General features: G+C 72.7%; 20 protein-coding genes. 15 read left to right on the forward strand and 5 right to left on the reverse strand.

Annotated elements, in window-relative coordinates; genetic code table 11:
* The first annotated feature begins 153 nt into the window (after positions 1–153).
* Genes QSK20_RS01670 through QSK20_RS01680 form a run of 3 tightly spaced genes read left to right on the forward strand, consistent with a single transcriptional unit; the run spans position 154 to position 2,811 of the window.
* Positions 154–1,401, forward strand: coding sequence for a MurT ligase domain-containing protein (locus QSK20_RS01670; RefSeq protein ID WP_285787180.1), 1,248 nt, complete (start codon positions 154–156; stop codon positions 1,399–1,401).
* A complete protein-coding gene (locus QSK20_RS01675) occupies positions 1,391–2,110 on the forward strand; it encodes a type 1 glutamine amidotransferase (protein WP_285786755.1) in 720 nt (239 codons plus the stop codon). The genes QSK20_RS01670 and QSK20_RS01675 overlap by 11 nt, the downstream gene beginning before the upstream one ends.
* Complete coding sequence (locus tag QSK20_RS01680; protein ID WP_285786756.1) at positions 2,107–2,811, forward strand: TVP38/TMEM64 family protein; 705 nt, start codon at positions 2,107–2,109, stop codon at positions 2,809–2,811. The genes QSK20_RS01675 and QSK20_RS01680 overlap by 4 nt, the downstream gene beginning before the upstream one ends.
* Before the next feature lie 36 nt (positions 2,812–2,847).
* Here the strand turns inward: QSK20_RS01680 and QSK20_RS01685 are convergent, their stop codons facing one another.
* Both QSK20_RS01685 and QSK20_RS01690 read right to left on the reverse strand, forming a co-directional pair.
* Positions 2,848–3,528 (reverse strand): response regulator, encoded by a 681-nt coding sequence (locus QSK20_RS01685; RefSeq protein WP_285786757.1) that lies wholly within the window; start codon positions 3,526–3,528, stop codon positions 2,848–2,850.
* Positions 3,525–4,703: a sensor histidine kinase gene (locus QSK20_RS01690; RefSeq protein ID WP_285786758.1), complete on the reverse strand. Its 1,179-nt coding sequence runs from the start codon at positions 4,701–4,703 to the stop codon at positions 3,525–3,527. Before QSK20_RS01690 ends, QSK20_RS01685 begins: the two co-directional genes overlap by 4 nt.
* Before the next feature lie 133 nt (positions 4,704–4,836).
* Between QSK20_RS01690 and QSK20_RS01695 the strand changes: the two genes are divergently transcribed.
* A complete protein-coding gene (locus QSK20_RS01695) occupies positions 4,837–5,751 on the forward strand; it encodes an ABC transporter ATP-binding protein (RefSeq protein ID WP_285786759.1) in 915 nt (304 codons plus the stop codon).
* Positions 5,748–6,638, forward strand: a complete 891-nt coding sequence (locus QSK20_RS01700; protein WP_285786760.1) for an ABC transporter permease — start codon at positions 5,748–5,750, stop codon at positions 6,636–6,638. Before QSK20_RS01695 ends, QSK20_RS01700 begins: the two co-directional genes overlap by 4 nt.
* Positions 6,639–6,748: 110 nt before the next feature.
* Here QSK20_RS01700 and QSK20_RS01705 read toward each other — a convergent pair whose 3' ends face one another.
* On the reverse strand, positions 6,749–7,510 hold the full coding sequence (locus QSK20_RS01705) for a FadR/GntR family transcriptional regulator (protein ID WP_285786761.1): 762 nt from the start codon (positions 7,508–7,510) through the stop codon (positions 6,749–6,751).
* 169 nt (positions 7,511–7,679) lie between these two features.
* On the opposite strand from QSK20_RS01705, the gene QSK20_RS01710 reads away from it, so the two are divergent.
* The 8 genes from QSK20_RS01710 (at position 7,680) to QSK20_RS01745 (ending at position 15,371) form a co-directional block, all read left to right on the forward strand.
* On the forward strand, positions 7,680–8,966 hold the full coding sequence (locus QSK20_RS01710; protein ID WP_285786762.1) for an ABC transporter substrate-binding protein: 1,287 nt from the start codon (positions 7,680–7,682) through the stop codon (positions 8,964–8,966).
* A 78-nt stretch (positions 8,967–9,044) separates the two neighbouring features.
* The gene (locus QSK20_RS01715) at positions 9,045–9,995 is read left to right on the forward strand and encodes a carbohydrate ABC transporter permease (RefSeq protein ID WP_285786763.1); all 951 of its coding nucleotides are present in this window, start codon (positions 9,045–9,047) and stop codon (positions 9,993–9,995) included.
* The gene (locus tag QSK20_RS01720; RefSeq protein ID WP_285786764.1) at positions 9,992–10,807 is read left to right on the forward strand and encodes a carbohydrate ABC transporter permease; all 816 of its coding nucleotides are present in this window, start codon (positions 9,992–9,994) and stop codon (positions 10,805–10,807) included. Before QSK20_RS01715 ends, QSK20_RS01720 begins: the two co-directional genes overlap by 4 nt.
* 7 nt (positions 10,808–10,814) lie before the next feature.
* Entirely contained in the window at positions 10,815–11,963 is a 1,149-nt protein-coding gene (dgoD, locus tag QSK20_RS01725) for a galactonate dehydratase (protein ID WP_285786765.1), read from the forward strand.
* Positions 11,964–11,968: 5 nt separating this feature from the next.
* Positions 11,969–12,607 carry a bifunctional 4-hydroxy-2-oxoglutarate aldolase/2-dehydro-3-deoxy-phosphogluconate aldolase gene (locus tag QSK20_RS01730; RefSeq protein WP_285786766.1) on the forward strand — a complete coding sequence of 213 codons (639 nt, stop codon included), beginning with the start codon at positions 11,969–11,971 and terminating at the stop codon, positions 12,605–12,607.
* Positions 12,604–13,557 (forward strand): sugar kinase, encoded by a 954-nt coding sequence (locus QSK20_RS01735; protein WP_285786767.1) that lies wholly within the window; start codon positions 12,604–12,606, stop codon positions 13,555–13,557. Before QSK20_RS01730 ends, QSK20_RS01735 begins: the two co-directional genes overlap by 4 nt.
* Before the next feature lie 37 nt (positions 13,558–13,594).
* Complete coding sequence (manD, locus tag QSK20_RS01740; protein WP_285786768.1) at positions 13,595–14,824, forward strand: D-mannonate dehydratase ManD; 1,230 nt, start codon at positions 13,595–13,597, stop codon at positions 14,822–14,824.
* A complete protein-coding gene (locus QSK20_RS01745) occupies positions 14,814–15,371 on the forward strand; it encodes a gluconokinase (RefSeq protein ID WP_285786769.1) in 558 nt (185 codons plus the stop codon). Before manD ends, QSK20_RS01745 begins: the two co-directional genes overlap by 11 nt.
* Before the next feature lie 59 nt (positions 15,372–15,430).
* Here QSK20_RS01745 and QSK20_RS01750 read toward each other — a convergent pair whose 3' ends face one another.
* Both QSK20_RS01750 and leuS read right to left on the reverse strand, forming a co-directional pair.
* Positions 15,431–15,745, reverse strand: coding sequence for a hypothetical protein (locus QSK20_RS01750; protein WP_285786770.1), 315 nt, complete (start codon positions 15,743–15,745; stop codon positions 15,431–15,433).
* A 176-nt stretch (positions 15,746–15,921) separates the two neighbouring features.
* Positions 15,922–18,774, reverse strand: a complete 2,853-nt coding sequence (gene leuS / locus QSK20_RS01755; RefSeq protein ID WP_285786771.1) for a leucine--tRNA ligase — start codon at positions 18,772–18,774, stop codon at positions 15,922–15,924.
* 549 nt (positions 18,775–19,323) lie between these two features.
* On the opposite strand from leuS, the gene QSK20_RS01760 reads away from it, so the two are divergent.
* Positions 19,324–20,376, forward strand: coding sequence for an AAA family ATPase (locus QSK20_RS01760; RefSeq protein WP_285786772.1), 1,053 nt, complete (start codon positions 19,324–19,326; stop codon positions 20,374–20,376).
* A 2-nt stretch (positions 20,377–20,378) separates the two neighbouring features.
* The gene (locus tag QSK20_RS01765) at positions 20,379–21,677 is read left to right on the forward strand and encodes a DUF58 domain-containing protein (RefSeq protein WP_285787181.1); all 1,299 of its coding nucleotides are present in this window, start codon (positions 20,379–20,381) and stop codon (positions 21,675–21,677) included.
* Positions 21,678–21,687: the final 10 nt, after the last annotated feature.

Below are 21,687 nucleotides of genomic sequence, written 5' to 3' on the forward strand. Positions count from 1 at the left end.
CGCACCGACCGTCCCCGGCCGGCGGGTGCCGCGCGTCCGCCCGGCCGCCCGGTCGCCCCGGCGGGTGGAGCCCCCCGCCCGAACGGTTCGCCGTCGGCGGCGATCTGACGGAGCGGGCGGTCCGGTAACCTCGCTCGCGTGACGGACGCGAAGATGCCCCTGCGGGCAAAGGTGGCCAGCTCCGTGTCGCGTACGGCCGCGGCACTGTCGCGGGCCGCGGGCCGTGGGGACGGCTCGGTGATCGGCGGCTGGATCGGTCTGAAGATCGACCCGGACCTGCTGGCCCACCTCTCGGCGGGCCGGGCGATCGCCCTGATCTCCGGCACCAACGGCAAGACCACCACCACCCGGCTCACCACCGCGGCGGTCGGCGTGCTCGGCACGGTCGCCACCAACTCCTTCGGCGCGAACATGCCCACCGGCCACACCTCCGCGCTGGCCAAGGCCGGCAGCACCCCCTACGCGGTGCTCGAGGTGGACGAGCACTACCTGGCCCAGGTCATGGAGGCCACCGAGCCACACGTGGTGGCCCTGCTCAACCTCTCCCGCGACCAGCTCGACCGGGCCAAGGAGGTCGCCATGATGGCGCAGCTCTGGCGGGCCGCGCTGGTCCGCCACCCGGAGATGCGTGTGGTGGCGAACGCCGACGACCCGATGGTGGTCTGGGCGGCCACCCCGCCGGCCAGCCACGACCACCGGCTCACCCCGCCCACCGTGGTCTGGTTCAGCGCCGGCCAGCGGTGGCACGACGACTCCTGGGTCTGCCCCGAGTGCGGCTCGTCCATCCAGCGCTCCGGCGAGCAGTGGTGGTGCACCGGCTGCCCGCTGCGCCGCCCCCAGCCGCAGTGGGTGGTCGAGGACGACGGCGTGGTCGACCCGACCGGCGCGTGGCACAAGGTCTTCCTCCAGCTGCCCGGCCGGGTCAACCTCGGCAACGCGGCCACCGCGCTCGCCGTCGCCGCCGAGTTCGGCGTCCGTCCGGTCGACGCGGTCTCCCGCCTCGGCCAGGTGACCTCGATCGCCGGCCGGTACGCGCAGGTCGACCGGGACGGGCGCAACATCCGGTTGCTGCTGGCGAAGAACCCGGCGAGCTGGCTGGAGGCCTTCGACATGGCCGACCACGCCCCGACACTGCTCTCCATCAACGCCCGCGACCCCGACGGCCTGGACACCTCCTGGCTGTTCGACGTCGACTTCAGCCCGCTGCGCGGCCGGCAGGTGCTGATCACCGGCGACCGGGCCTTCGACCTGGCCGTCCGTCTCGACGTCAACGACGTGCCGTTCCAGCACGTCCGGTCGTTCGACGAGGCGGTCCGCGGCGTCCCACCGGGCCGCCTGGAGGTCATCGCCAATTACACCGCGTTCCAGGACATCCGAGCGGAGTTGGACCGTGTCAACTGAGAGCCTGCGCATCGTCTGGGTCTATCCCGACCTGCTCTCCACCTACGGCGACCGGGGAAACGTGCTGATCCTGGCCCGCCGGGCGCAGCAGCGCGGGATGCCGGTCGAGGTGCTGGAGGTCCGCTCCGACCAGCGGCTGCCCACGGCCGCCGACATCTACCTCATCGGCGGCGGCGAGGACGGCCCGCAGGCGCTCGGCGCGCAGCGGCTGCTCGCCGACGGCGGGCTGCACCAGGCGGTCGCCCAGGGTGCGGTGGTCTTCGGGGTCTGCGCCGGCTACCAGTTGCTCGGCACCTCGTTCTTCGCCAAGGGCACCCGCTGCCAGGGGCTGGGCCTGCTCGACCTGGAGTCCGACCGGGGTCCGTCGCGGGCCGTCGGCGAGCTCGCCGGGGACATCGACCCCCGGCTGGGCCTGCCCCCGCTGAGCGGCTTCGAGAACCACGGTGGACGCACCCACCTGGGGCCGGGCGTCGCGCCGCTGGCCCGGGTCACCGCCGGAGTGGGCAACGACGGCCAGACCGAGGGGGCCTGGCGGGGCAAACTGCTCGGCACCTACTCCCACGGTCCGGCGCTGGCCCGCAACCCGGCCCTGGCCGACCTGCTGCTCAGGTGGGCCACCGGGGCGCACCAGCTTCCCCCGCTGAACGACACCTGGCCCGACCGGTTGCGCGCCGAACGCCAGGCCGCGGTGGCCGCCGCCCGGCCATGATCCCGGCGGCCCGGCGGCTGCTCGCGCAGCGGTCGGCCGTCCGTTTCGCGTCCCTGCTGCTCCTGCTGGGGTGCCTCGCGCTGCTGCTGGTGCTGGTGCCCCGGCCGGAGCTGGCCGAACTGCCGGCGCACGCCGACCGCCTCGGCCGGGCCGCCCCGGTAGCCGCCATCGCCGGCGGCGCGTTGTTGCTGGTCGCGCTGGTGCCCCGCACCTTCGTCACGCTGGCCTCGGGGGCGCTCTTCGGCGCTCTCGAAGGAGCCGTCTACGCCCTCGGCGCCGCGCTGCTCGCGGCCGCGCTCGGCTTCGCGGTCGGCCGGGCCCTCGGGCGGGAGTTCGTCGCCGAACGGGTCCGGGGCCGCCTCGCCCGGCTGGACGGCTGGTTCGCCCGGCAGAGCGTGCTCGGCGTGATGACCGTACGGCTCCTGCCGATCTCCGGGTTCGGGCTGGTCAGCTACGGCTACGGCACCACCGGCGCGCGGCTGCTGCCGTTCCTGGTCGGCAGCGTGCTCGCCTCGACCCCCACCGCCTTCGGCTATGCGGCGCTCGGCGCGGCGGTCAGCACCCCCGACGAGGTGAACTGGCTGACCGTCGCTCCCGCCGGACTGGGCCTGATCGCCACCGTCGTGCTCGGTCACACCTGGTGGCGGGCGGAACGACGGCGCCGTCGCGCCACCGGTGGGGCGGCCGGCCCGCCCGGGTGACCGGCCAGAGGTCGGCCGGTTCCGGCGTCCGGCGGGTCAGCCCGCCGGGGTCACCAGTCCGGCGTCGTAGGCGGCGATCACCAGGTGCACGCGGTCCCGGGCGTCGAGCTTGGTGAGCAGGCGTCCGACGTGCGTCTTCGCGGTGGCCACGCTGATCATCAGTTCGGCGGCGATCTCGCCGTTGGACAGGCCACGACCGACCAGGGTCAGCACCTCCCGTTCCCGCTCGGTGACCCCGTCGAGAGGTCGGGGGCGGGCGGCCGGCGCGGCGCGGCGGGCGAACTCGGCGACCAGCCGGCGGGTGACACCCGGTGCGAGCAGGGCGTCCCCCGCGGCCACCACCCGGACCGCGCCGAGGATGTCGTCGAGGGCCATGTCCTTGACCAGGAAACCGCTCGCCCCGGCCCGCAGCGCGGCGTGCACGTGGTCGTCGTCGTCGAAGGTGGTGAGGACGAGAACCCGGCTCGGCCCACCCTGGGCGATGATCTCCCGGGTGGCCCGGATGCCGTCCATCCCGGGCATCCGCAGGTCCATCAGCACCACGTCGGGCCGGACGTCCCGGGCCAGCCGGACGGCGTCCGTCCCCGTGCCCGCCTCACCGACGACCTCGATGTCGGGCGCGTCCGTGATGAGCACCCGCAGTCCGGCGCGGACCAGAGGTTGGTCGTCGACGAGCAGCACCCGGATCCGACCGGCGGTCTCCCCCGACACGGTCACCGTTTCACCGCCGCCGGCAGGGGCAGCCGTACGACCACCCGGAAGCCGCCCTCGGGACGGGGAGCCGCAGTGAACCGGCCGCCCAGCAGCGCGACCCGTTCCCGCATGCCGACGATGCCGTGTCCCTCGCCGCCGACCGGCCCGCCCCGACCGTCGTCCGTCACCTCCACGCCCAGTTCGTCGGGACGTTGCTCGACCACCACCCGGCAGGTGTCGGTGCCGGCGTGCCGTACCACGTTGGTGACCGCCTCCTGCACGATGCGGAACACGGCGAGGCCGATGTCGTCCGGAACGGCTCCCCGCCCGACCCGGCGCAGGTCGACCCGGATCCCGGCGTCCGCCCCGGCGGCCACCAGCCGGTCCAGGTCGTCCAGACCGGGCGTCGGGTCCAGTGACGACGCGGACTCCGGGCGACGCAACGCGCCGAGCGTGCGCCGGAGCCCGGCGAGGGTGTCCCGGCTGGTGGCCTCGATGGTCCGCAGCGCGGCCCGCGCCTGCGCCGGCTGGGTGTCGATGACCCGGGCGCCCACGCCGGCCTGGATGGCGATGATCCCGATGCTGTGGGCCACCATGTCGTGCAGTTCCCGGGCGATGCGCAGCCGCTCGGCGGTGACCGCCTCGGCCGCGGCGTGCGACCGCAGCGCGACGGCGTAACGGCGTCGGGCGCGAACCGAACTGCCCACCGTCGCGGCGGTGACGACCGCCAGGACCGAGAGGACGGCGCGGTTCACCGGGTCCGTGCCGGGATTGACGAAGGCCACGACGACCTGCACCACGAGCACCAGCGCGGTGGCCGGCAGGGCGAGCCGGCGGGAACGGCTCGCCACGACCACCCCCACCGTCACGTCCACCACGAGGAACTGCAGGTACCAGATGTCGGAGAGGTAGCTGTCCTCACCGGAGTTGACCGTCGCGGTGACCATGGTCGCTCCGGCCAGCATCATCCCGAGCGCCACCAGGGGGCGGCGCGGCAGCAGGCCGGCGGGAAGGGCGACCACCAGGGCCGGCAGCAGGTAGCGCAGCGGGATCCACCAGCCGCCGAAGCCGAGCCCACCGCCGCCGGACTCCGCCACGGGGGCGTAGAGCACCGCGACGGGCTGCGCGGCGACGCCCACCCAGGGCAGCACCGACGACAGGAGCGCCGGCAGGCGGCGCGGCGGTACGGCGGCAGGCATGCCGCACACGGTAGCCAGGCGGGAAGCGGGTGGACATCGGCCCGGGGGCGTACGCCCCGGGGCGTACCGCCGGTGGTCGGGTGTGGCCGCCGGCACGACGACCGGGCGGAGGCGGCCCGACAGCCTGGACCGCATGATCCGACTGACCTCGCTGACCAGACGGTACGGCCGCACCACGGCCGTGGACGACCTGACCCTCACCGTGCGCCCCGGTCACGTGACCGGGTTCCTCGGCCCCAACGGAGCCGGCAAGTCCACCACGCTCCGCATGATCCTCGGTCTCACCGCGCCGACCAGCGGCACCGTCACGGTGGACGGTGTCCGGTTCCGGGACCGGCCACGCGGGCTGCGTCACGTCGGCGCGCTCCTCGACGCGGCCGACGTGCAGGGCGGACGCGGCGCCGGGGCACACCTGCGGGCCCTGGCCGCCAGCAACGGCATCCCGCGCACCCGCGTCGACGCGACGCTGCGGGAGGTGGGCCTCGCCGGGGTGGCCCGGCGGCGGGTGGGTGGATTCTCGCTCGGCATGCGGCAGCGGCTCGGAATCGCCGCCGCGCTCCTCGGTGACCCACCGGTGGTGCTGTTCGACGAACCGTTCAACGGGCTGGACCCGGAGGGGGTGCGCTGGGTACGCGGCCTGTTCCGGGAACTGGCCGGCCAGGGACGGACGGTCTTCGTCTCCAGCCACCTGATGAGCGAGATGGAGCACTGCGTCGACCGGCTCGTCGTCATCGGCCGGGGACGGCTCCTCGCCGACCAGAGTCTCGCCGAGTTCGCCGCGGCGAGCGGCCGGACCACGGTGTCCGTCCGTACCCCGCAGCAGACCACGCTCACCGCCCGGCTGACCGCCGAGGGCGGTGTGGTGCGGGCCGAGGACGACGGGTCGGTCACGGTGACCGGCCTCAGCGCGGCGCGGGTCGGTGATCTCGCCGCCGCCCACCGGATCCCGGTGCACGAGCTGGTGACCCGTACCCCCTCGCTGGAGCAGGCGTTCATGGCGCTGACCGCCGCCAGCGTCGAGCACCGGGCCGGGGAGGTGGCCCGATGACCGCCGCCGGCCACCGGACCGGCGACGCCGGCCGGGGTGGCCTCGACGCCGCTCCCGGCCACGGCGACGCCCGTCCGGCCGTGCCGACCGGGCCGGTCCGCTTCCGGGACCTGGTCGCCGCCGAGTGGATCAAGCTCTGGTCGCTCCGGTCGACCTGGGGCGCCCTCGGGCTGATCCTGCTCGCCACGGTCGGGTTCGCCGTCCACGCCAGCCTCGACACCCGCCGGCAGTGGACGGACTGGCCCGCCGACCGGCGGAACGTGCTGAACCCCCTGTGGGATGCGTTCCCCCAGCAGACACAGCTCTTCGTGGTGCTCGCGGCGAGCAGTGTCGGCGCGGTCGCGATCGGCGGTGAGTACGCCTCCGGGCTGTTCCGGACGACCTTCGCGGCGGTCCCGGCCCGGGGGTCCGTGGCCGCCGCGAAGCTCGCCGTGCTGACCGCCGTCACCACGGTCCTGGGCCTGCTCGGTTCGGCCGCCGCCTTCGGCGTCTCCCAGGCGATCCTGGCGGGACGGGGCGGAATGTCGCTCGGTGAGCGGGGGGCACTGCGGGCACTCGTCGCGTCCGCCCTGCTGGTGCCGCTCTGCACCCTCGTCGGCGCCGGGCTCGGCGCGCTGGTCCGCCACACCGCGCCCGCGATCGTCACCGCCGCGACGGTCCTGCTCCTGCTGCCGACCGTGGTCGACGACGACGAACGCTGGACCGCCCTGATCCGGCACGCCATGCCGGTGCCCGCCTGGCAGCGCCTGATCGAACGCGGCGAGGCGCCGCCCTGGGTGGACGTCGCCCACCGGGCCACGGTCGGCGGCGCATGGGTCACGTACGCCGGCTGGGCGGCGCTGGCAACCCTGGTCACGGTGCTGGTCGTCCGTCGACGCGAACCCTGACCGGCCGGACCGGACCAGGACGGCGGCCGACGGGTCGCACGCCCCGGCGCGCCCCCACGTCACCACGGTGGACGGTGGTGTGGCCGTGCCGGGGCGGCGCGGCGGTGGTCTCAGCGGCCTCCGGGTTCGGCGGTCCGTTCCCAGATCGAGCTCATCTCGCCGAAGGCCTGCTCCGTCAGCTGCACCATCGCCTGGCGGGCCCGGTCGCCGTCGCGTCGCTGGATCGCCTGGGCCACCTCGGCGTGCAACTGGAGAGCCTGCTCGTGCGGGTGGTGCGGCATGAGGTGGTGCTGGTGGCGGCCGGTCAGCACCTCCGCGACCAGGTCCTGCAGCCGGACGAACATCTCGTTGCCGGAGGCCACCAGGAGCCGCCGGTGGAAGTCGATGTCCAGTTCGAGGAAGCGCTCCTCGTCCCCGGCCTTGCCGGCGGCCCACATCTTGGCCGCGAGCCCGACGAGGTCGCTCGCCTCGTCGTGACCGACGCGTTGCGCGGCGAGCCAGGCGGCGTGCGGCTCGACGGCGGTGCGCAGCTCGGTGATCGAGCGGAGCTGGGCGATGCGGCCGGACGAGGCGAGCCGCCAGCGGATCACCTGCGGATCGAAGACGTTCCACGCCTCGCTCGACCGGATCATGACGCCGACGCGACGCCGGGTCTCGATGAACCCGATCGAGGCGAGCACCCGCAGCACCTCGCGGACGACCGATCGGGACACGGCGTACCGGTCGACCAGCTCGTCGATGTTGAGGACCATCCCGGGGCGCAGCTCGCCCCCGCAGATGGCCGTGCCGAGGTTGTCGAGGACCCGGGCGTGCAGACCAGCCTCGACCGGGGCGACGGGGGCGAGTGCGACCCCTGGGGCAGGCTGTTCCACGGCTCGGAGCATATCAGTTAGGTCTACCCCTTGAATAAATCTGCTTTTTCGGCCTAGCATCCCGATGTTAAGCGGACGTAAAACGCCAGGTGGCGACCGTCGAGACGACGGACACGTCCCCGCGGCAGTCGGCCGGCCCCCAACGGCCACGGCATAAGGAGAGATGGACGTGAAACGTCGAGCAGTCATCGGCACCACCCTGGCGGCGGCCGTCACCCTCGGCCTGACCGCCTGCGGTGGCGGGGACGACGCCGCAGCGTCGAACACCGTGCGTGTGACGCTGGTGAACCACGTGTGGAGCGAGAACATCAAGCAGGCCCTGCCGGAGTTCGAGAAGCAGTCGGGCCTGAAGGTGGAGGTCACCCAACTCGGTGAGGACCAGCTCTCCGACCAGTACAACGTCAAGCTGAACGCCGGGTCCAGCGACCTCGACGTGATGATGTACCGGCCCCTCCAGGAGGGGAAGCTGTTCGCCTCGAACAAGTACCTCGCCGACCTGACCGACAAGGCCAAGTCGGACGGCGCGTTCGAGTTCGGCGACTTCCAGGCCGGACCGGTGCAGGCCACCACGCACGAGGACAAGGTGGTCGGCGTACCGATCATCACCGAGCAGGAGGTCCTCTACTACCGCAAGGACCTGCTGGAGAAGTCGGGCTTCACCGCCCCGCCGAAGACCCTTGACGAGCTCAAGGCGCAGGCGGCGAAGGTCGAGGCGGACAACCCGGGCGTGGCCGGCTTCGTGTCCCGCACCGGCAAGGCCGCCGCCGTGACGCAGTTCTCCAGCTTCCTCTACAGCTTCGGCGGCGACTTCGTCGACGGCAGCGGCAAGGCCTCGGTCAACACCGAGCAGGCCAAGCAGGCGTACGCCTACTACGGCGGGCTGCTGCGGGAGCACGGCCCGGAGAACATCAGCACCGACATGAGCTGGTCCGAGGCGATGGCGATCTTCACCCAGGGCAAGGCGGCGTTCTACACCGAGGCCAACTCGCTCTACAAGAACGCCACCGACCCGGCCAAGTCGAAGGTCTCCGACACGGTCGGCTTCGCGGCCTTCCCGGCCGGCCCGGCCGGCTCCAAGCCGTACAACATCCCGTCCTGGGCGCTCGGCGTGAACGACGCCTCCGAGAACCAGGACAACGCCTGGAAGTTCATCCAGTGGGCGGCCGGCAAGGAGCAGGCGCTGGCACAGCAGAAGGCCGGCGTGCCCAGCGCCCGTACCTCGGTGTGGGCGAACCCGGAGGGCACCGCGACCTACCCGAAGGACCTCGCCGAGGCCACCACGGTCAGCACCGCCAACGGCGTCGGACACGACCGTCCGCTGGTCGTGAAGGTCGCCCAGGCGCGGGAGATCGTCGGTCAGCCGATCGTCGACGCGATCACCGGCAAGGACGTGGCCGCCTCGGCGGACTCGGCCAACGAGGCGTTCCAGAAGTTCCTCGACGACGAGGCGAAGTAGCCCGAAGCGCAGGTGGCGGGGCCGTCCGGCCCCGCCACCTGAGCGCCGGGACCTGGCCCTGACCCACCGGGAGACCTCATGTCAGCCGTCACCACACCCGTCACCAGATCACCCGGGAGCCCTCCGGCGTCCCCGGAGACGTCGGCCTGGTCGCGCTGGGCCAACGAGCACCGCAAGTGGCTCTTCGCGGCACCCGCGATGGCCTTTGTCGCTGTTCTGATCATCTTCCCGGTGGCGTGGACCGGATACCTCAGCCTGACCGACGCCGAGGGTTCGGTCCGTGCCGAGAGCGAGTTCATCGGCTTCCAGAACTACCTCGACGTCCTCGGCGACACCGACCGGTTCTGGCCGGCGGTGTGGCGTACCGCCGCCTTCACCGGCGTCGTCCTCTTCTTCGAGGTCGTGCTCGGCATGGCGATCGCCCTGCTGCTGTGGCGACCGTTCAAGGGTGAGAAGTGGGTCCGGGTCGCGATCCTCCTGCCGCTGGTGGCCACCCCGGTCGCGGTCGGCATGATGTGGCGGCTGATCTTCGACCCCAACATCGGCATGGCCAACCAGGTGCTCGGCTGGTTCGGGATCGGCCCCCAGCCCTGGCTGGCCGGTCAGGGCTCGGCCCTGCCGACGACGATGTTCATCGACATCTGGCAGTGGACCCCGATGGTGGTGCTGATCCTGCTCGCCGGCCTGACGTCGCTCTCCGACGAGCCGCAGGAGGCGGCGCTGATCGACGGCGCCAGCACCTGGCAGCGGTTCCGGCACGTCACCCTGCCGCTGCTGATGCCCACCGTGATCGTCGCGATCCTGCTGCGCGGCATCGACGCGCTGAAGACCTTCGACATCCTCTACGCCACCAAGGGACGCGGGGGCGGCTCCTTCCACGAGGTGGAGACCCTCAACGTGTACGCCTACGGCCTGAGTTTCGACTACAACGAGTACGGCGTCTCATCGACAGTCCTCATCATCTTCTTCCTGATCATCATCGGGGTGATGTGGGCCCTGACCTACCGCAAGAAGGGGCTGGACCGATGAAGCTGCGCAGGCCGTACAGGATCTTCCGGACGGTGGCGCTCACCCTGGTGGTGCTGTCGCTGATGGCGCCGCTGATCTGGATGATCGCCGCGTCGTTCAAGACGAACGTCGACATCTACGACACCGACAAGGCGTTCGTCTTCTCCCCCACGCTGGACAACTACAGCAACGTGCTCCAGCAGGCGAACTACGTCCAGTTCATCGGTAACAGCCTCTGGGTGGCGTTCGCCGCCACCGTGCTGTCGCTCCTGCTCGGGGTGCCCGCCGCGTACTCGATGAGCCGGTTCAACATGAAGAAGTCCGCGCTCGTCGTGCTCATGGCCCGGGTCATCCCCGGCGTCTCGCTGCTGGTGCCCTGGTACTACGTCTTCTCGAACCTGCAGATGGTCGGCGGGTTCACCGTGCTGGTCCTCAGCCACATGTTCGTGTCGCTGCCGCTGATCGTCTACATCATGATGGGCTACTTCGACGGCCTGCCGACGGAGCTGGAGGAGGCGGCGCTCGTCGACGGACTGACCCACATCGGCGCGTTCCGACGGATCACCCTGCCGCTGTCGGTGCCCGGCATCGCCACCGCGGGCATCCTGTCCTTCATCTTCTCCTGGAACAACTTCATGTTCGCCCTGGTGCTCTCCGGCGCCGACACCAAGACGCTCCCGGTGGCGATCTTCGACTTCGTCGGCTACGCCAGCATCGACTGGGGCGGCCTGATGGCGGCGGCCACCGTGGTCACCCTGCCGATCATGCTGATCGCCCTGTTCGTGCAGAAATACGTCGTCTCCGGCCTCACCGCCGGCGCCACGAAGGGCTGAGGTCACCATGACGCGAATCGCACGGGTGGAGACCTTCCTGGTCGCGCCGCGTTGGCTGTTCGTCCGGGTCGAGACCGACTCCGGCATCGTCGGCTGGGGCGAGGCGACCTGCGAGGGCCGGTCCGAGACCGTCCGCACCGCCGTCGAGCAGCTCAGCGAACTGCTGGTCGGCCGGGACGCGCTGCGCATCGAGGACCACTGGCAGGTGATGACCAAGGGGTCGTTCTACCGGGGTGGGCCGATCCTGGCCAGCGCCGTGGCCGGGCTCGACCAGGCGCTGTGGGACATCGCCGGCAAGCGGTACGGGGCACCGGTGCACCAGTTGCTCGGTGGCCCGGTCCGGGACCGGATCCGGGTCTACGGCTGGGTCGGCGGCGACGAGCCGAACGAGGTCCGCGACCAGATCAGCGCCGCGATCGAGACGGGCCTGACCGCGGTGAAGATGAACGCGTCCGGCCGGATGAGCGCGGTCGCCTCGGTCGCCGAACTCGACGGGGTGGTCCAGCGGGTGGCCGCCGCCCGCGAGGTGCTCGGCGACGGGCGGGACGTCGCGGTCGACTTCCACGGCCGGTTCAGCCTCGCCACCGCCCGCCGGGTCGCCCCGCTGCTGGAGCCGTACCGGCCGTTCTTCCTGGAGGAACCGGTGGTGCCGGAGAACTCGCACCTCATCGGCGAGTTCGTCCGGTCCACCACCACGCCGGTGTCGACCGGCGAGCGGCTCTACAACCGGCAGGAGTTCCTTCCCGTGCTCCAGGCCGGCATCGCGGTGGCCCAGCCGGACCTCTCGCACGCCGGTGGCATCACCGAGGTACGGAAGATCGCCGCGCTGGCCGAGGTGTACGACGTACAGCTCGCTCCGCACTGCCCGCTCGGGCCGATCGCGCTCGCCGCCTGCCTCCAGGTCGGTTTCGCCACGCCGAACTACCTGATCCAGGAACAGAGCATCGGCATCCACTACAACCTCGGCGCCGAGGTACTCGACTACTGCCTCGACAAGGCCCCGCTGACGTTCGTCGACGGGTACGTCGAGCGACTCACCGGGCCCGGCCTCGGCATCGAGATCGACGAACACGCCGTCCGGACGGCCGACAAGCGGGGGCACGCCTGGCGCAGCCCCACCTGGCGGCACTTCGACGGCTCCTACGCGGAATGGTGACCGACATGACCCTCGACCTCGGCGCGGAACTCGCCGCCGCCCGTCTCCTCGCGGTGATCCGGGGCACCGACACCGCCGGCGCGATCGCCGCGGGCACCGCCCTGCTGGAGGAGGGCGTACGCCTCGTCGAGGTCGCCCTCACCACACCGGACGCGGTCCGGGCCGTCGCGGCGCTGCGCGCGGTCGCCCCCGCCGGGGCCCTGGTCGGCGCGGGCACCGTGCTCACCGCCGCCGACGTGGCCGACGTGGCCGCCGCCGGGGCGCAGTTCGTGGTGACGCCGGCCGTGGTCGAGTCGATCGCCGAGGCGGCGGGCCGTGGGCTCCCGGTCGCCGCCGGGGCGCTCACCCCGACCGAGGCGTACACCGCGATGCGGATGGGGGCGTCGGCGGTCAAGCTGTTCCCGGCGTCGGTCGGCGGACCGGCGTACCTCCGGGCGGTGCGCGACCCGTTCCCCGACATCCCGTTCGTCGCGGTCGGCGGCGTCGGCCTGGCCGACGTGCCCGGCTACCTCGGGGCCGGCGCGATCGCGGTCGGCGTCGGCGGGCCGCTGGTGGGCGACGCCGCCTCCGGCGGCGACCTGGCCGCCCTGCGGGTACGGGCGCGGACCTACCTCGACGCCGTCGGGGAATCGGCCGGATCATGAGCGCGCCGGATCTGCTCACCCTCGGCGAGTCCATGGTGTCGCTGCGCTCGACCGGACCGCTCGCCGCCGGGGGGTCGCTGACCATGCACCTGGCCGGCGCGGAGTCCAACGTGGCGGTGGGGGTGGCCCGGCTGGGTCACCGGGCCGCCTGGGCCGGCCGGGTCGGCACCGACGAGTTCGGCGAGTACGTGCTGCGGCAGCTACGCGCCGAGGGCGTCGGTGTCGACGGCGTGATCCGCGATCCCGACCGGCCGACCGGCCTGATGATCCTGGAGCGGCGCACCGCCGACCTGACCCGGGCGGAGTACCGCCGGGCCGGATCGGCCGGGTCCGCGCTCCGCGTCGACGACCTGCGCGCGCCGCTGGCCGCCGGAGCGCGGCTGCTGCACCTGACCGGGATCACCCCGGCGCTCTCCGACACCGCCCGCGCGGCGACCCGGTGGGCGGCCGAGACCGCCGCGAACGCGGGGATCCCGGTGTGCCTCGACGTCAACTACCGCGCCCGGCTCTGGTCCCGCGACGCCGCCCGTGCGGTGCTCACCCCGCTGGCGGACCACGTCTCGACCGTCGTCGCCTCCGCCGACGAGCTGGACCTCCTCGGCGAGCCGGGGGCCGACGAGTCCACCGTCGTGGCGGACCTGTTCCGGCGGGGCGTGCACACGGTGCTGGTCAAGCTGGGCGCGGACGGCGCCCGCGCGCACACCCCGGACGGCGTCCGGCACGCCGGGGCGCTGGCCGTGACCGCCGTCGACACCGTCGGTGCCGGGGACGCGTTCACCGCCGGCTACCTCTCCGGCTGGTTCGACGGACTCGACCTGCCCGGTCGGCTGCGCCGCGCGGCCACCCTCGGCGCGTTCGCGGTCTCCAGTCCGGGCGACTGGGAGGGGCTGCCGCGCCGCGCCGAACTGTCCCTCCTGGACGGCCACGAGGCGGGAAGCGTCATCCGCTAGCCGCGCCCGCGCACCCCTCAAGGAAGAAAGGCATCCCGTGAAGATCGTCGCAGTCGACGTCATCGTCTCCAGCCCTGACCGCAACTTCGTCACCTTGAAGATCACCACTGACGAGGGTGTCACTGGTCTGGGCGATGGCACGCTCAACGGCCGGGAGCTCTCGGTCGCCTCGTACCTGCGCGACCACGTCGCTCCGTTGTTGGTCGGCCGGGATCCGCACCGGATCGAGGACACCTGGCAGTTCCTGTACCGGTCGGCGTACTGGCGGCGCGGGCCGGTGACCATGGCCGCCATCGCCGCGGTGGACGTCGCCCTGTGGGACATCAAGGCCAAGGCCGCCGGCATGCCGCTGTACCAGTTGCTGGGCGGGGCGTCCCGGACCGGCATCATGGCCTACGGGCACGCCTCCGGCCGGGACCTGCCGGAGCTGTTCGACTCGATCCGGCACCACCTCGACCTCGGTTTCCGGTCGATCCGCGTGCAGACCTCCGTGCCCGGCATCAACGCCGTGTACGGGGTCGCCGCGCAGCCCAGCAGCGGCGGCACCCGGTACGACTACGAACCGGCCCAGCGCACCCCGCTGCCCGCCGAGGAGGACTGGGACACCCGCTCCTACCTGCGTCACCTGCCCGGCGTGTTCGAGGCGGTCCGCAACGAGTTCGGCCCGGAACTGCCGCTGCTGCACGACGGCCACCACCGGATGACCCCCATCCAGGCCGCGAAACTGGGCAAGGCCCTCGAACCGTACGACCTGTTCTGGTTGGAGGACTGCACCCCGGCGGAGAACCAGGAAGCGCTGCGCCTGGTCCGCCAGCACACCACCACCCCGCTGGCCATCGGCGAGGTCTTCAACACCGTCTGGGACTACCAGACCCTCATCCGCGAACAGCTCATCGACTACGTCCGGTCCGCCGTCACCCACACCGGCGGCATCACCGCCATGCGCAAACTGCTCGACTTCGCCGCCCAGTACCAGATCAAGTCCGGCATCCACGGCCCCACCGACATCTCACCCGTCGGCATGGCCGCCGCCCTGCACCTGGACCTCGCCATCCACAACTTCGGCATCCAGGAGTACATGCAGCACGGGCCCCTCACCAACGAGGTGTTCCGGCAGTCCTTCACCTTCACCGACGGCTACCTCCACCCCGGCGACCAACCCGGAATCGGAGTCGAACTCGACGAGGCCACCGCCGCGAAGTACCCGTACGTGCCGGCCTACCTGCCGTTCAACCGGCTTCAGGACGGCACCGTCCATGACTGGTGACGGTCCTCCGGAACGCCCGTCCCGGACCCGCCACGTGGTCGTGATGGGGGTGTCCGGGGCGGGCAAGACGACCGTCGCCCGGGGGATCAGCGCCCATGCCGGTTTCGTCTTCGCCGAGGCGGACGAGTTCCACCCGCCGGCCAACGTGGACCGGATGCGGGCCGGCGTGCCGCTCGACGACGCGGCACGCCTGCCCTGGCTGCGTGACCTGGCCGGCTGGATGGCCGGCCGCGCCGCCGACGGCGTGTCGACGGTGCTGGCCTGCTCGGCGCTGAAGCGGTCGTACCGTGACGTGCTCCGCCAGGGGCCGCCGCACGTCGAGTTCGTCCACCTCGACGGGTCGGCCGAGGTGATCCGGGAACGGATGTCCCGGCGGGCCGGGCACTACATGCCGACGAGCCTGCTGGAGTCCCAGCTGGCCACCCTGGAACAGCCCCACTCGGACGAGTCGGTGCTGGTGCTCGACGTGGCGCTGACCCCGGACGAACTCGTCGCGGCGGCGCTCGCCGGGCTCGGCCTGTCGACCGAAGTCGCCGTCGACGGGTAGCCGTGGCCGGTCGCGGTGCCGCCGTACGGTCGGCCACCGCGCCGGCCGCACCGGCCGGATCAGCGGCTCGCGCGGGGCGACCGCCGGTTGCCGAACGACTCCATGGTGGTCGCCCCACGGGCCGGCGTCCCCGTGGTCGTGGAAGCGGGGGCGGCCTTCTTCGCCGCCGTCTTCCGGGGCGCCTTCTTCGCCGGCGCGATCGTGGCCGGCGCCTTCTGGCTGCGGGCGGGCGCCGCGGTGGCGGAGGTGGCCTTCTTCCGGGCGACGCGGGGCGTCGTCGGCGTGGGCTTCCCACCCGGGGACTTGGCCGCGGTCGCCCCGGCGGCGCGCTTCGTGGCCGTGGCCACCTTCTTCGCCGCCGTAGCCCGTTTCATCGGGGCCCTGGGTGCCCCGGTTGCCTTCCTGGCCCGTCCTGCGTCCGCCATCGTCGCTCCTCGGGAAGCTGACCTGAGCGCAGGGTCTTCCCCCGCCCCCGGCGGTCAAACGCCGGCTGGACGCGGGGCGTCGGACGGGAGGGGCCGGCGGACCCGCCGCCCCCTCCCGTACCGGGTCAGGCGACCACGCTCACCATCCGGCCCCGGACCACGATGACCTTGCGGGGCTCCTTGCCGGCCAGCGAACCGGCCACCGTCTCCAGGGCCGCCGCCCGGACCGCGTCCTCGGAGGCGTCGGCGGGCACCTCGACGCGGCCCCGGACCTTGCCGTTGATCTGCACCGGGTAGGTGACCGTCTCGGCCACCAGCAGGGCCGGGTCGGCGGTCGGGAAGTCCACGTACGCCAGCGAGCCGGTGTGCCCCAGCCGCTGCCACAGCTCCTCGGCGACGTGCGGGGCGAACGGGGCCACCATCAGCACCAGCGGCTCGGCCACCTCACGGGGCGTGGCGGACAGCCGGGTCAGCCCGTTGGTCAGCTCGATCAGCTTGGCGATCGCGGTGTTGAACCGGATCCCCTCCATGTCGGCGCGGACCCCGTCGATCACCTTGTGCAGCAGTCGGCGGGTGGCCTCGTCGGCCGGGTCGTCGGTGACCCGCAGCACGCCGGTGGCCTCGTCGACCACGGTGCGCCAGACCCGCTGCAGGAAGCGGTACGAGCCGACCACCGCCCGGGTCTCCCAGGGCCGGGAGACCTCCAGCGGGCCCATCGACATCTCGTACACCCGGAAGGTGTCCGCGCCGTACGCCGCGCACATCTCGTCCGGGGTGACCACGTTCCGCAGCGACTTGCCCATCTTGCCGTACTCCCGGCGCACCTCCGTCTCGCCGTGGACGTACCGGCCGTCGACCTCGACGACCTCCTCGGCGGGCACGTACACGCCCCGGGCGTCGGTGTAGGCGTACGCCTGGATCATGCCCTGGTTGAACAGCTTGCGGTACGGCTCGAACGACGACACGTGGCCCAGGTCGTGCAGCACCTTGTGCCAGAAGCGGGCGTACAGCAGGTGCAGCACGGCGTGCTCCTGGCCACCGACGTACAGGTCGGTGCCGCCGCAGTCGCCCGCGCCGCGCGGCCCCATCCAGTACCGCTCGTTCTCCGCGTCGACGAACCGCTCCGAGTTGGTCGGGTCCACGTAGCGCAGCTCGTACCAGCAGGAGCCGGCCCACTGCGGCATCACGTTGGTCTCCCGGGTGTACCGCTTCGGCCCGTCCCCCAGGTCCAGCTCGACCTCGACCCAGTCGCGGCGGCGCGACAGCGGGGTCTCCGGGTTCGAGTCGGCGTCGTCCGGCGCGAACGTCTTCGGGGCGAAGTCGTCCACCTCGGGCAGCTCGACCGGCAGCATCGACTCGGGCAGCGCGACGGCGGCGCCGGTCTCGTCGTAGACGATCGGGAAGGGCTCGCCCCAGTAGCGCTGCCGGCTGAACAGCCAGTCGCGCAGCCGGTAGGTGACCGCGCCGGCGCCGTGCCCGTTCGCCTCCAGCCACTCGACGATCCGGGCCTTGGCGTCGGCGACCCCCAGGCCGTCCAGGTCCGGGCCACCGTCGGGGGCGGTGCTGTTGATCGCCGGCCCGTCCCCGGTGTACGCCTTGCCGTCGAAGCCCTCCGGCGGCTGCACGGTCCGGACGATCGGCAGGTCGAAGGCCTCGGCGAAGTCCCAGTCCCGCTCGTCCTGCGCCGGCACCGCCATGATCGCGCCGGTGCCGTAGCCGGCCAGCACGTAGTCGGCGATGAAGATCGGGATCTGCCCGCCGGTGACCGGGTTGGTGGCGTACGCGCCGACGAAGACGCCGGTCTTCTCCTTCGTCTCGGCCTGCCGCTCCACATCGGTGCGGGCCGCCGCCGCCTTCCGGTACGCCTCGACCGCCGCACGCGGGCTGGCGTGCCCACCGGTCCAGACCTCCTTCGTCCCCGCCGGCCAGGCCGCCGGCACCAGCGCGTCGACCAGCTCGTGTTCGGGGGCCAGCACCATGTAGGTGGCGCCGAAGACGGTGTCCGGCCGGGTGGTGAACACCTGGATGCGGGCCGTGTCCGCGTCGGCGGAACCACCGGTCGGGAAGAAGATGTGCGCGCCGGTGGAGCGGCCGATCCAGTTGCGCTGCATCAGCTTGATCGGCTCCGGCCAGTCCAGCGCGTCCAGGTCGTCGACCAGCCGGTCGGCGTACGCGGTGATCCGCATCATCCACTGCTTCAGGTTGCGCTTGAAGACCGGGAAGTTGCCCCGCTCCGAGCGGCCGTCGGCGGTGACCTCCTCGTTGGCCAGCACGGTGCCCAGCCCCGGGCACCAGTTGACCGGCGCCTCGGAGACGTACGCCAGGCGGTGGTCGTCGACGATCCTCCGCTGTTCGGCGGCGGTCAGGCCGGTCCAGGGGCGGCCGTCCGGGGTGGGCCGGGTGCCGGCGGCGAACTCGGCGACCAGCTCGGTGACCGGACGGGCCTTGCGCGCCTCGGTGTCGTACCAGGAGTTGAAGACCTGCAGGAAGATCCACTGGGTCCAGCGGTAGAAGTCGGTGTCGGTGGTGGCCACCGAACGCCGGTCGTCGTGGGCCAGGCCCAGCCGGCGCAGCTGCGTCCGGTACCGCTCGATGTTGGCCTCGGTGGTGGTACGCGGGTGGGTGCCGGTCTGCACCGCGTACTGCTCGGCGGGCAGGCCGAACGCGTCGAAGCCCATCGTGTGCAGCACGTTGCGCCCGGCCATCCGCTGGTAGCGGGCGTAGCAGTCGGTGCCGATGTAGCCCAGCGGGTGCCCGACGTGCAGGCCCGAGCCGGACGGGTAGGGGAACATGTCCAGCACGTAGAGCTTCTCCGCGCCGGCCCGGGGGTGCCCGGGATCGGCCAGCGGCCCGGTCGGGTTCGGGGCGTGGAACGTCCCCTCCCGCTCCCAGGTGTCCTGCCAGCGCTGCTCGATCTCACCGGCCAGCGCCGCGGTGTACCGGAACGGGGGGATGTCGCTCGCGGCTGCCTCAGTCATCGCGTGTCCTCGCTTCGCTCGTGGCCGCCGGGGCCGACGCCTCGGCCGTGCTGGTGACGCCCCGGTGGGGACGCCGTCCTCGTCGACGTCCGGTGGGGACGCCGTGGTGGTGACGCTCCGTCGCGGGGACGGGCGCCGGGTCGGTGTTCGTGGTGGTCGGCCCGTGGGCACAAAAAAGCCCCTCGCGCAGGAGGGGCAGCCGTGCCGTCGCGCGTTCAGCGCATCAGCACGGCCCGGTAAGGAGCAGCACGAAACCGGCCATGACCCGGAGTGTACCGCCTGGCGACCGGACCGCGTCGGGGGCTTCCACCCGGCGGGACGGCCACGGGCCCGCGCGGGCGGTTCGTCCGGCACCGGCACAGATCCCCCGTCGGACGGTTATTCGGTACGTAACCGACCGTCTACCTGCGGCGTTCGGCGCAGGCGGGAAACATGGTTAGCCTGAGATATCAGTGATTCCTGCGGCATCAGAGGCTCGACGCGCGAACCCCACGGCGGGTCCAGGTGCTCTATACAGAGCTGCCGTCCAGGCGACGAGAGGGAGGCCCGTTGACACAACAGACCTGGGACGAGGTGGGCGGCGTGCTGCCGCACGACGAGTTCCGCGCCGCCAGTGAAGCCATCGTCGCCAACATCGAGCAGGTCATCGAGGGCAAGACGGCCACCGTGCGGCTCGCGCTCGCGGTGCTGCTCGCCGAGGGGCACCTGCTGATCGAGGATGTCCCCGGGGTCGGCAAGACCAAGCTCGCCAAGGCGATGGCCCGGTCCATCGACTGCTCGGTACGACGCATCCAGTTCACCCCCGACCTGCTCCCCAGCGACGTCACCGGGGTGAGCGTCTACAACCAGGAGACCCACGACTTCGAGTTCCGTCCGGGTGCCGTCTTCGCCAACCTGGTCGTCGGCGACGAGATCAACCGGGCCTCGCCGAAGACCCAGTCGGCGCTGCTGGAGTGCATGGAGGAGCGCCAGGTCACCGTCGACGGCGTCACCTACCAGCTCCAGACGCCGTTCATGGTGATCGCGACGCAGAACCCGATCGAGATGGAGGGGACGTACCCGCTCCCCGAGGCGCAGCGCGACCGGTTCACCGCGCGGATCGCCATGGGCTACCCCGGCCCGGAGGCCGAGCTGGCCATGCTCGACGGACACGGCGCGGTCGACCCGCTGAACGACCTGCGGGCGGTCTCCGACGCGGCGACCGTACGGCAGCTCATCGCCACGGTCCGCGAGGTGCACGTCGCGGACGCGGTCAAGCAGTACGCCATCGACCTGGTCACCGCCACCCGGGAGGCCCCCGAGCTGCGGCTCGGCGCGTCCCCCCGGGCCACCCTGCAACTGCTGCGCACCGCCCGCGCGGTCGCCGCGCTGGAGGGACGCGACTACGTCCTCCCCGACGACCTCCAGGCCCTCGCGGTGCCGGTGCTGGCGCACCGGATCATCCCGACCGCCGACGCGCAGCTCGCCCGGCGCACCACCGACGCGATCGTCTCCGACCTGGTGCACCGGCTCACCGTGCCGCAGGACCGCAGGCGCTCGCCGTACGACACCCGGCCGGCGGGCGGGAACGGTCGCTCCGCGTACGAGCCGCGGAGGCGGTGACCGTGCGCGACGGGCTGCGCGGGCTCACCACCCGTGGCCGGTCCTTCCTGGCCGCCGCCGTGGCCGCCGCGATCTCGGCGCTGCTGCTCGGGGAGCGGGACCTGCTCCGGGTGGCGGTGCTGCTGGCCGTGCTGCCCCTGCTCGCCGCCGCCTACGTCGGGCGCAGCCGCTACAAGCTCGCCTGCGTCCGGTCGCTGGACCCGCACCGGGCGCCGGTCGGGGCCAGTTCCCGGGTGGTGCTGCGGTTGCAGAACATGTCCCGCCTGCCCACCGGCACGCTGCTGATCGAGGACCGGCTGCCGTACGCGCTGGGCAGCCGGCCCCGGGTGGTGCTGGAGCGGCTCGGCGCGTTCCAGGCCAGTTCGGTGGCGTACACCGTCCGCGCCGACGTGCGCGGCCGGTACGCGGTGGGGCCGCTCGGGGTGCGGATGACCGACCCGTTCGGCCTCTGCGAGCTGAGCCGGGCCTTTCCCAGCACCGACCGGCTCACGGTGATCCCGCAGGTCACGCCGCTGCCGTCGATCCGGCTGCCCGGTGAGTACGCCGGCAGCGGCGACAGCCGGGCCCGCTCGGTGGCGGTGCACGGCGAGGACGACGCGGCGACCCGCGAGTACCGGATGGGCGACGACCTGCGCCGGGTGCACTGGAAGTCGACCGCGCGCACCGGGGAGCTGATGGTGCGGCGCGAGGAGCAGCCGTGGGAGAGCCGGGCGACGGTGGTGCTGGACACCCGTGCGTACGGACACCGGGGCGACGGGCCGACGGCGAGCTTCGAGTGGGCGGTGTCGGCCGCCGCGAGCATCGCCGTGCACCTGCGCCAGGCCGGCTACAAGCTGCGCCTGGTGACCGGCTCCGGAGCCGACGTCGACGCGACCGAGGCCGCCGGTGACGGCGTGCTCCTCGACCATCTCGCCGAGGTCCGGCTGGAGCAGCGGGGCGAACTCACCACCCTGGTGGAGCGGGTCCGCCAACGCGCCGACGGCGGGCTGATCATCGCCCTGCTCGGCTCGCTCAGCACCGCCGAGGCGCAGTTGCTGGCCGCGTTGCGCGGCAACGGCGCCACCTGCGTGGCCTTCCTGCTGGACAGCGCCGGTTGGCTCAACCTGCCGGAGCGGGCCCGGGCCGAGGCGCAGCAGGCCCACGCCGCCGCCGCGCTCGCCCTGTTGCAGAGCGGATGGCGGGTGATCGGGGTGGAACACGGCAGCCAGCTGGCCGCGCTCTGGCCGCAGGCGGCCCGTGGCTCGCAGGGGTTCGCGGTGCGCGCCGCGCTGGCCGAGACCGTGGCCGGTGGCGTGAAGTGAGGGGGGACGA

The organism is Micromonospora sp. NBRC 101691, assembly GCF_030269285.1.
GTDB classification, from domain to species: domain Bacteria; phylum Actinomycetota; class Actinomycetes; order Mycobacteriales; family Micromonosporaceae; genus Micromonospora; species Micromonospora echinospora.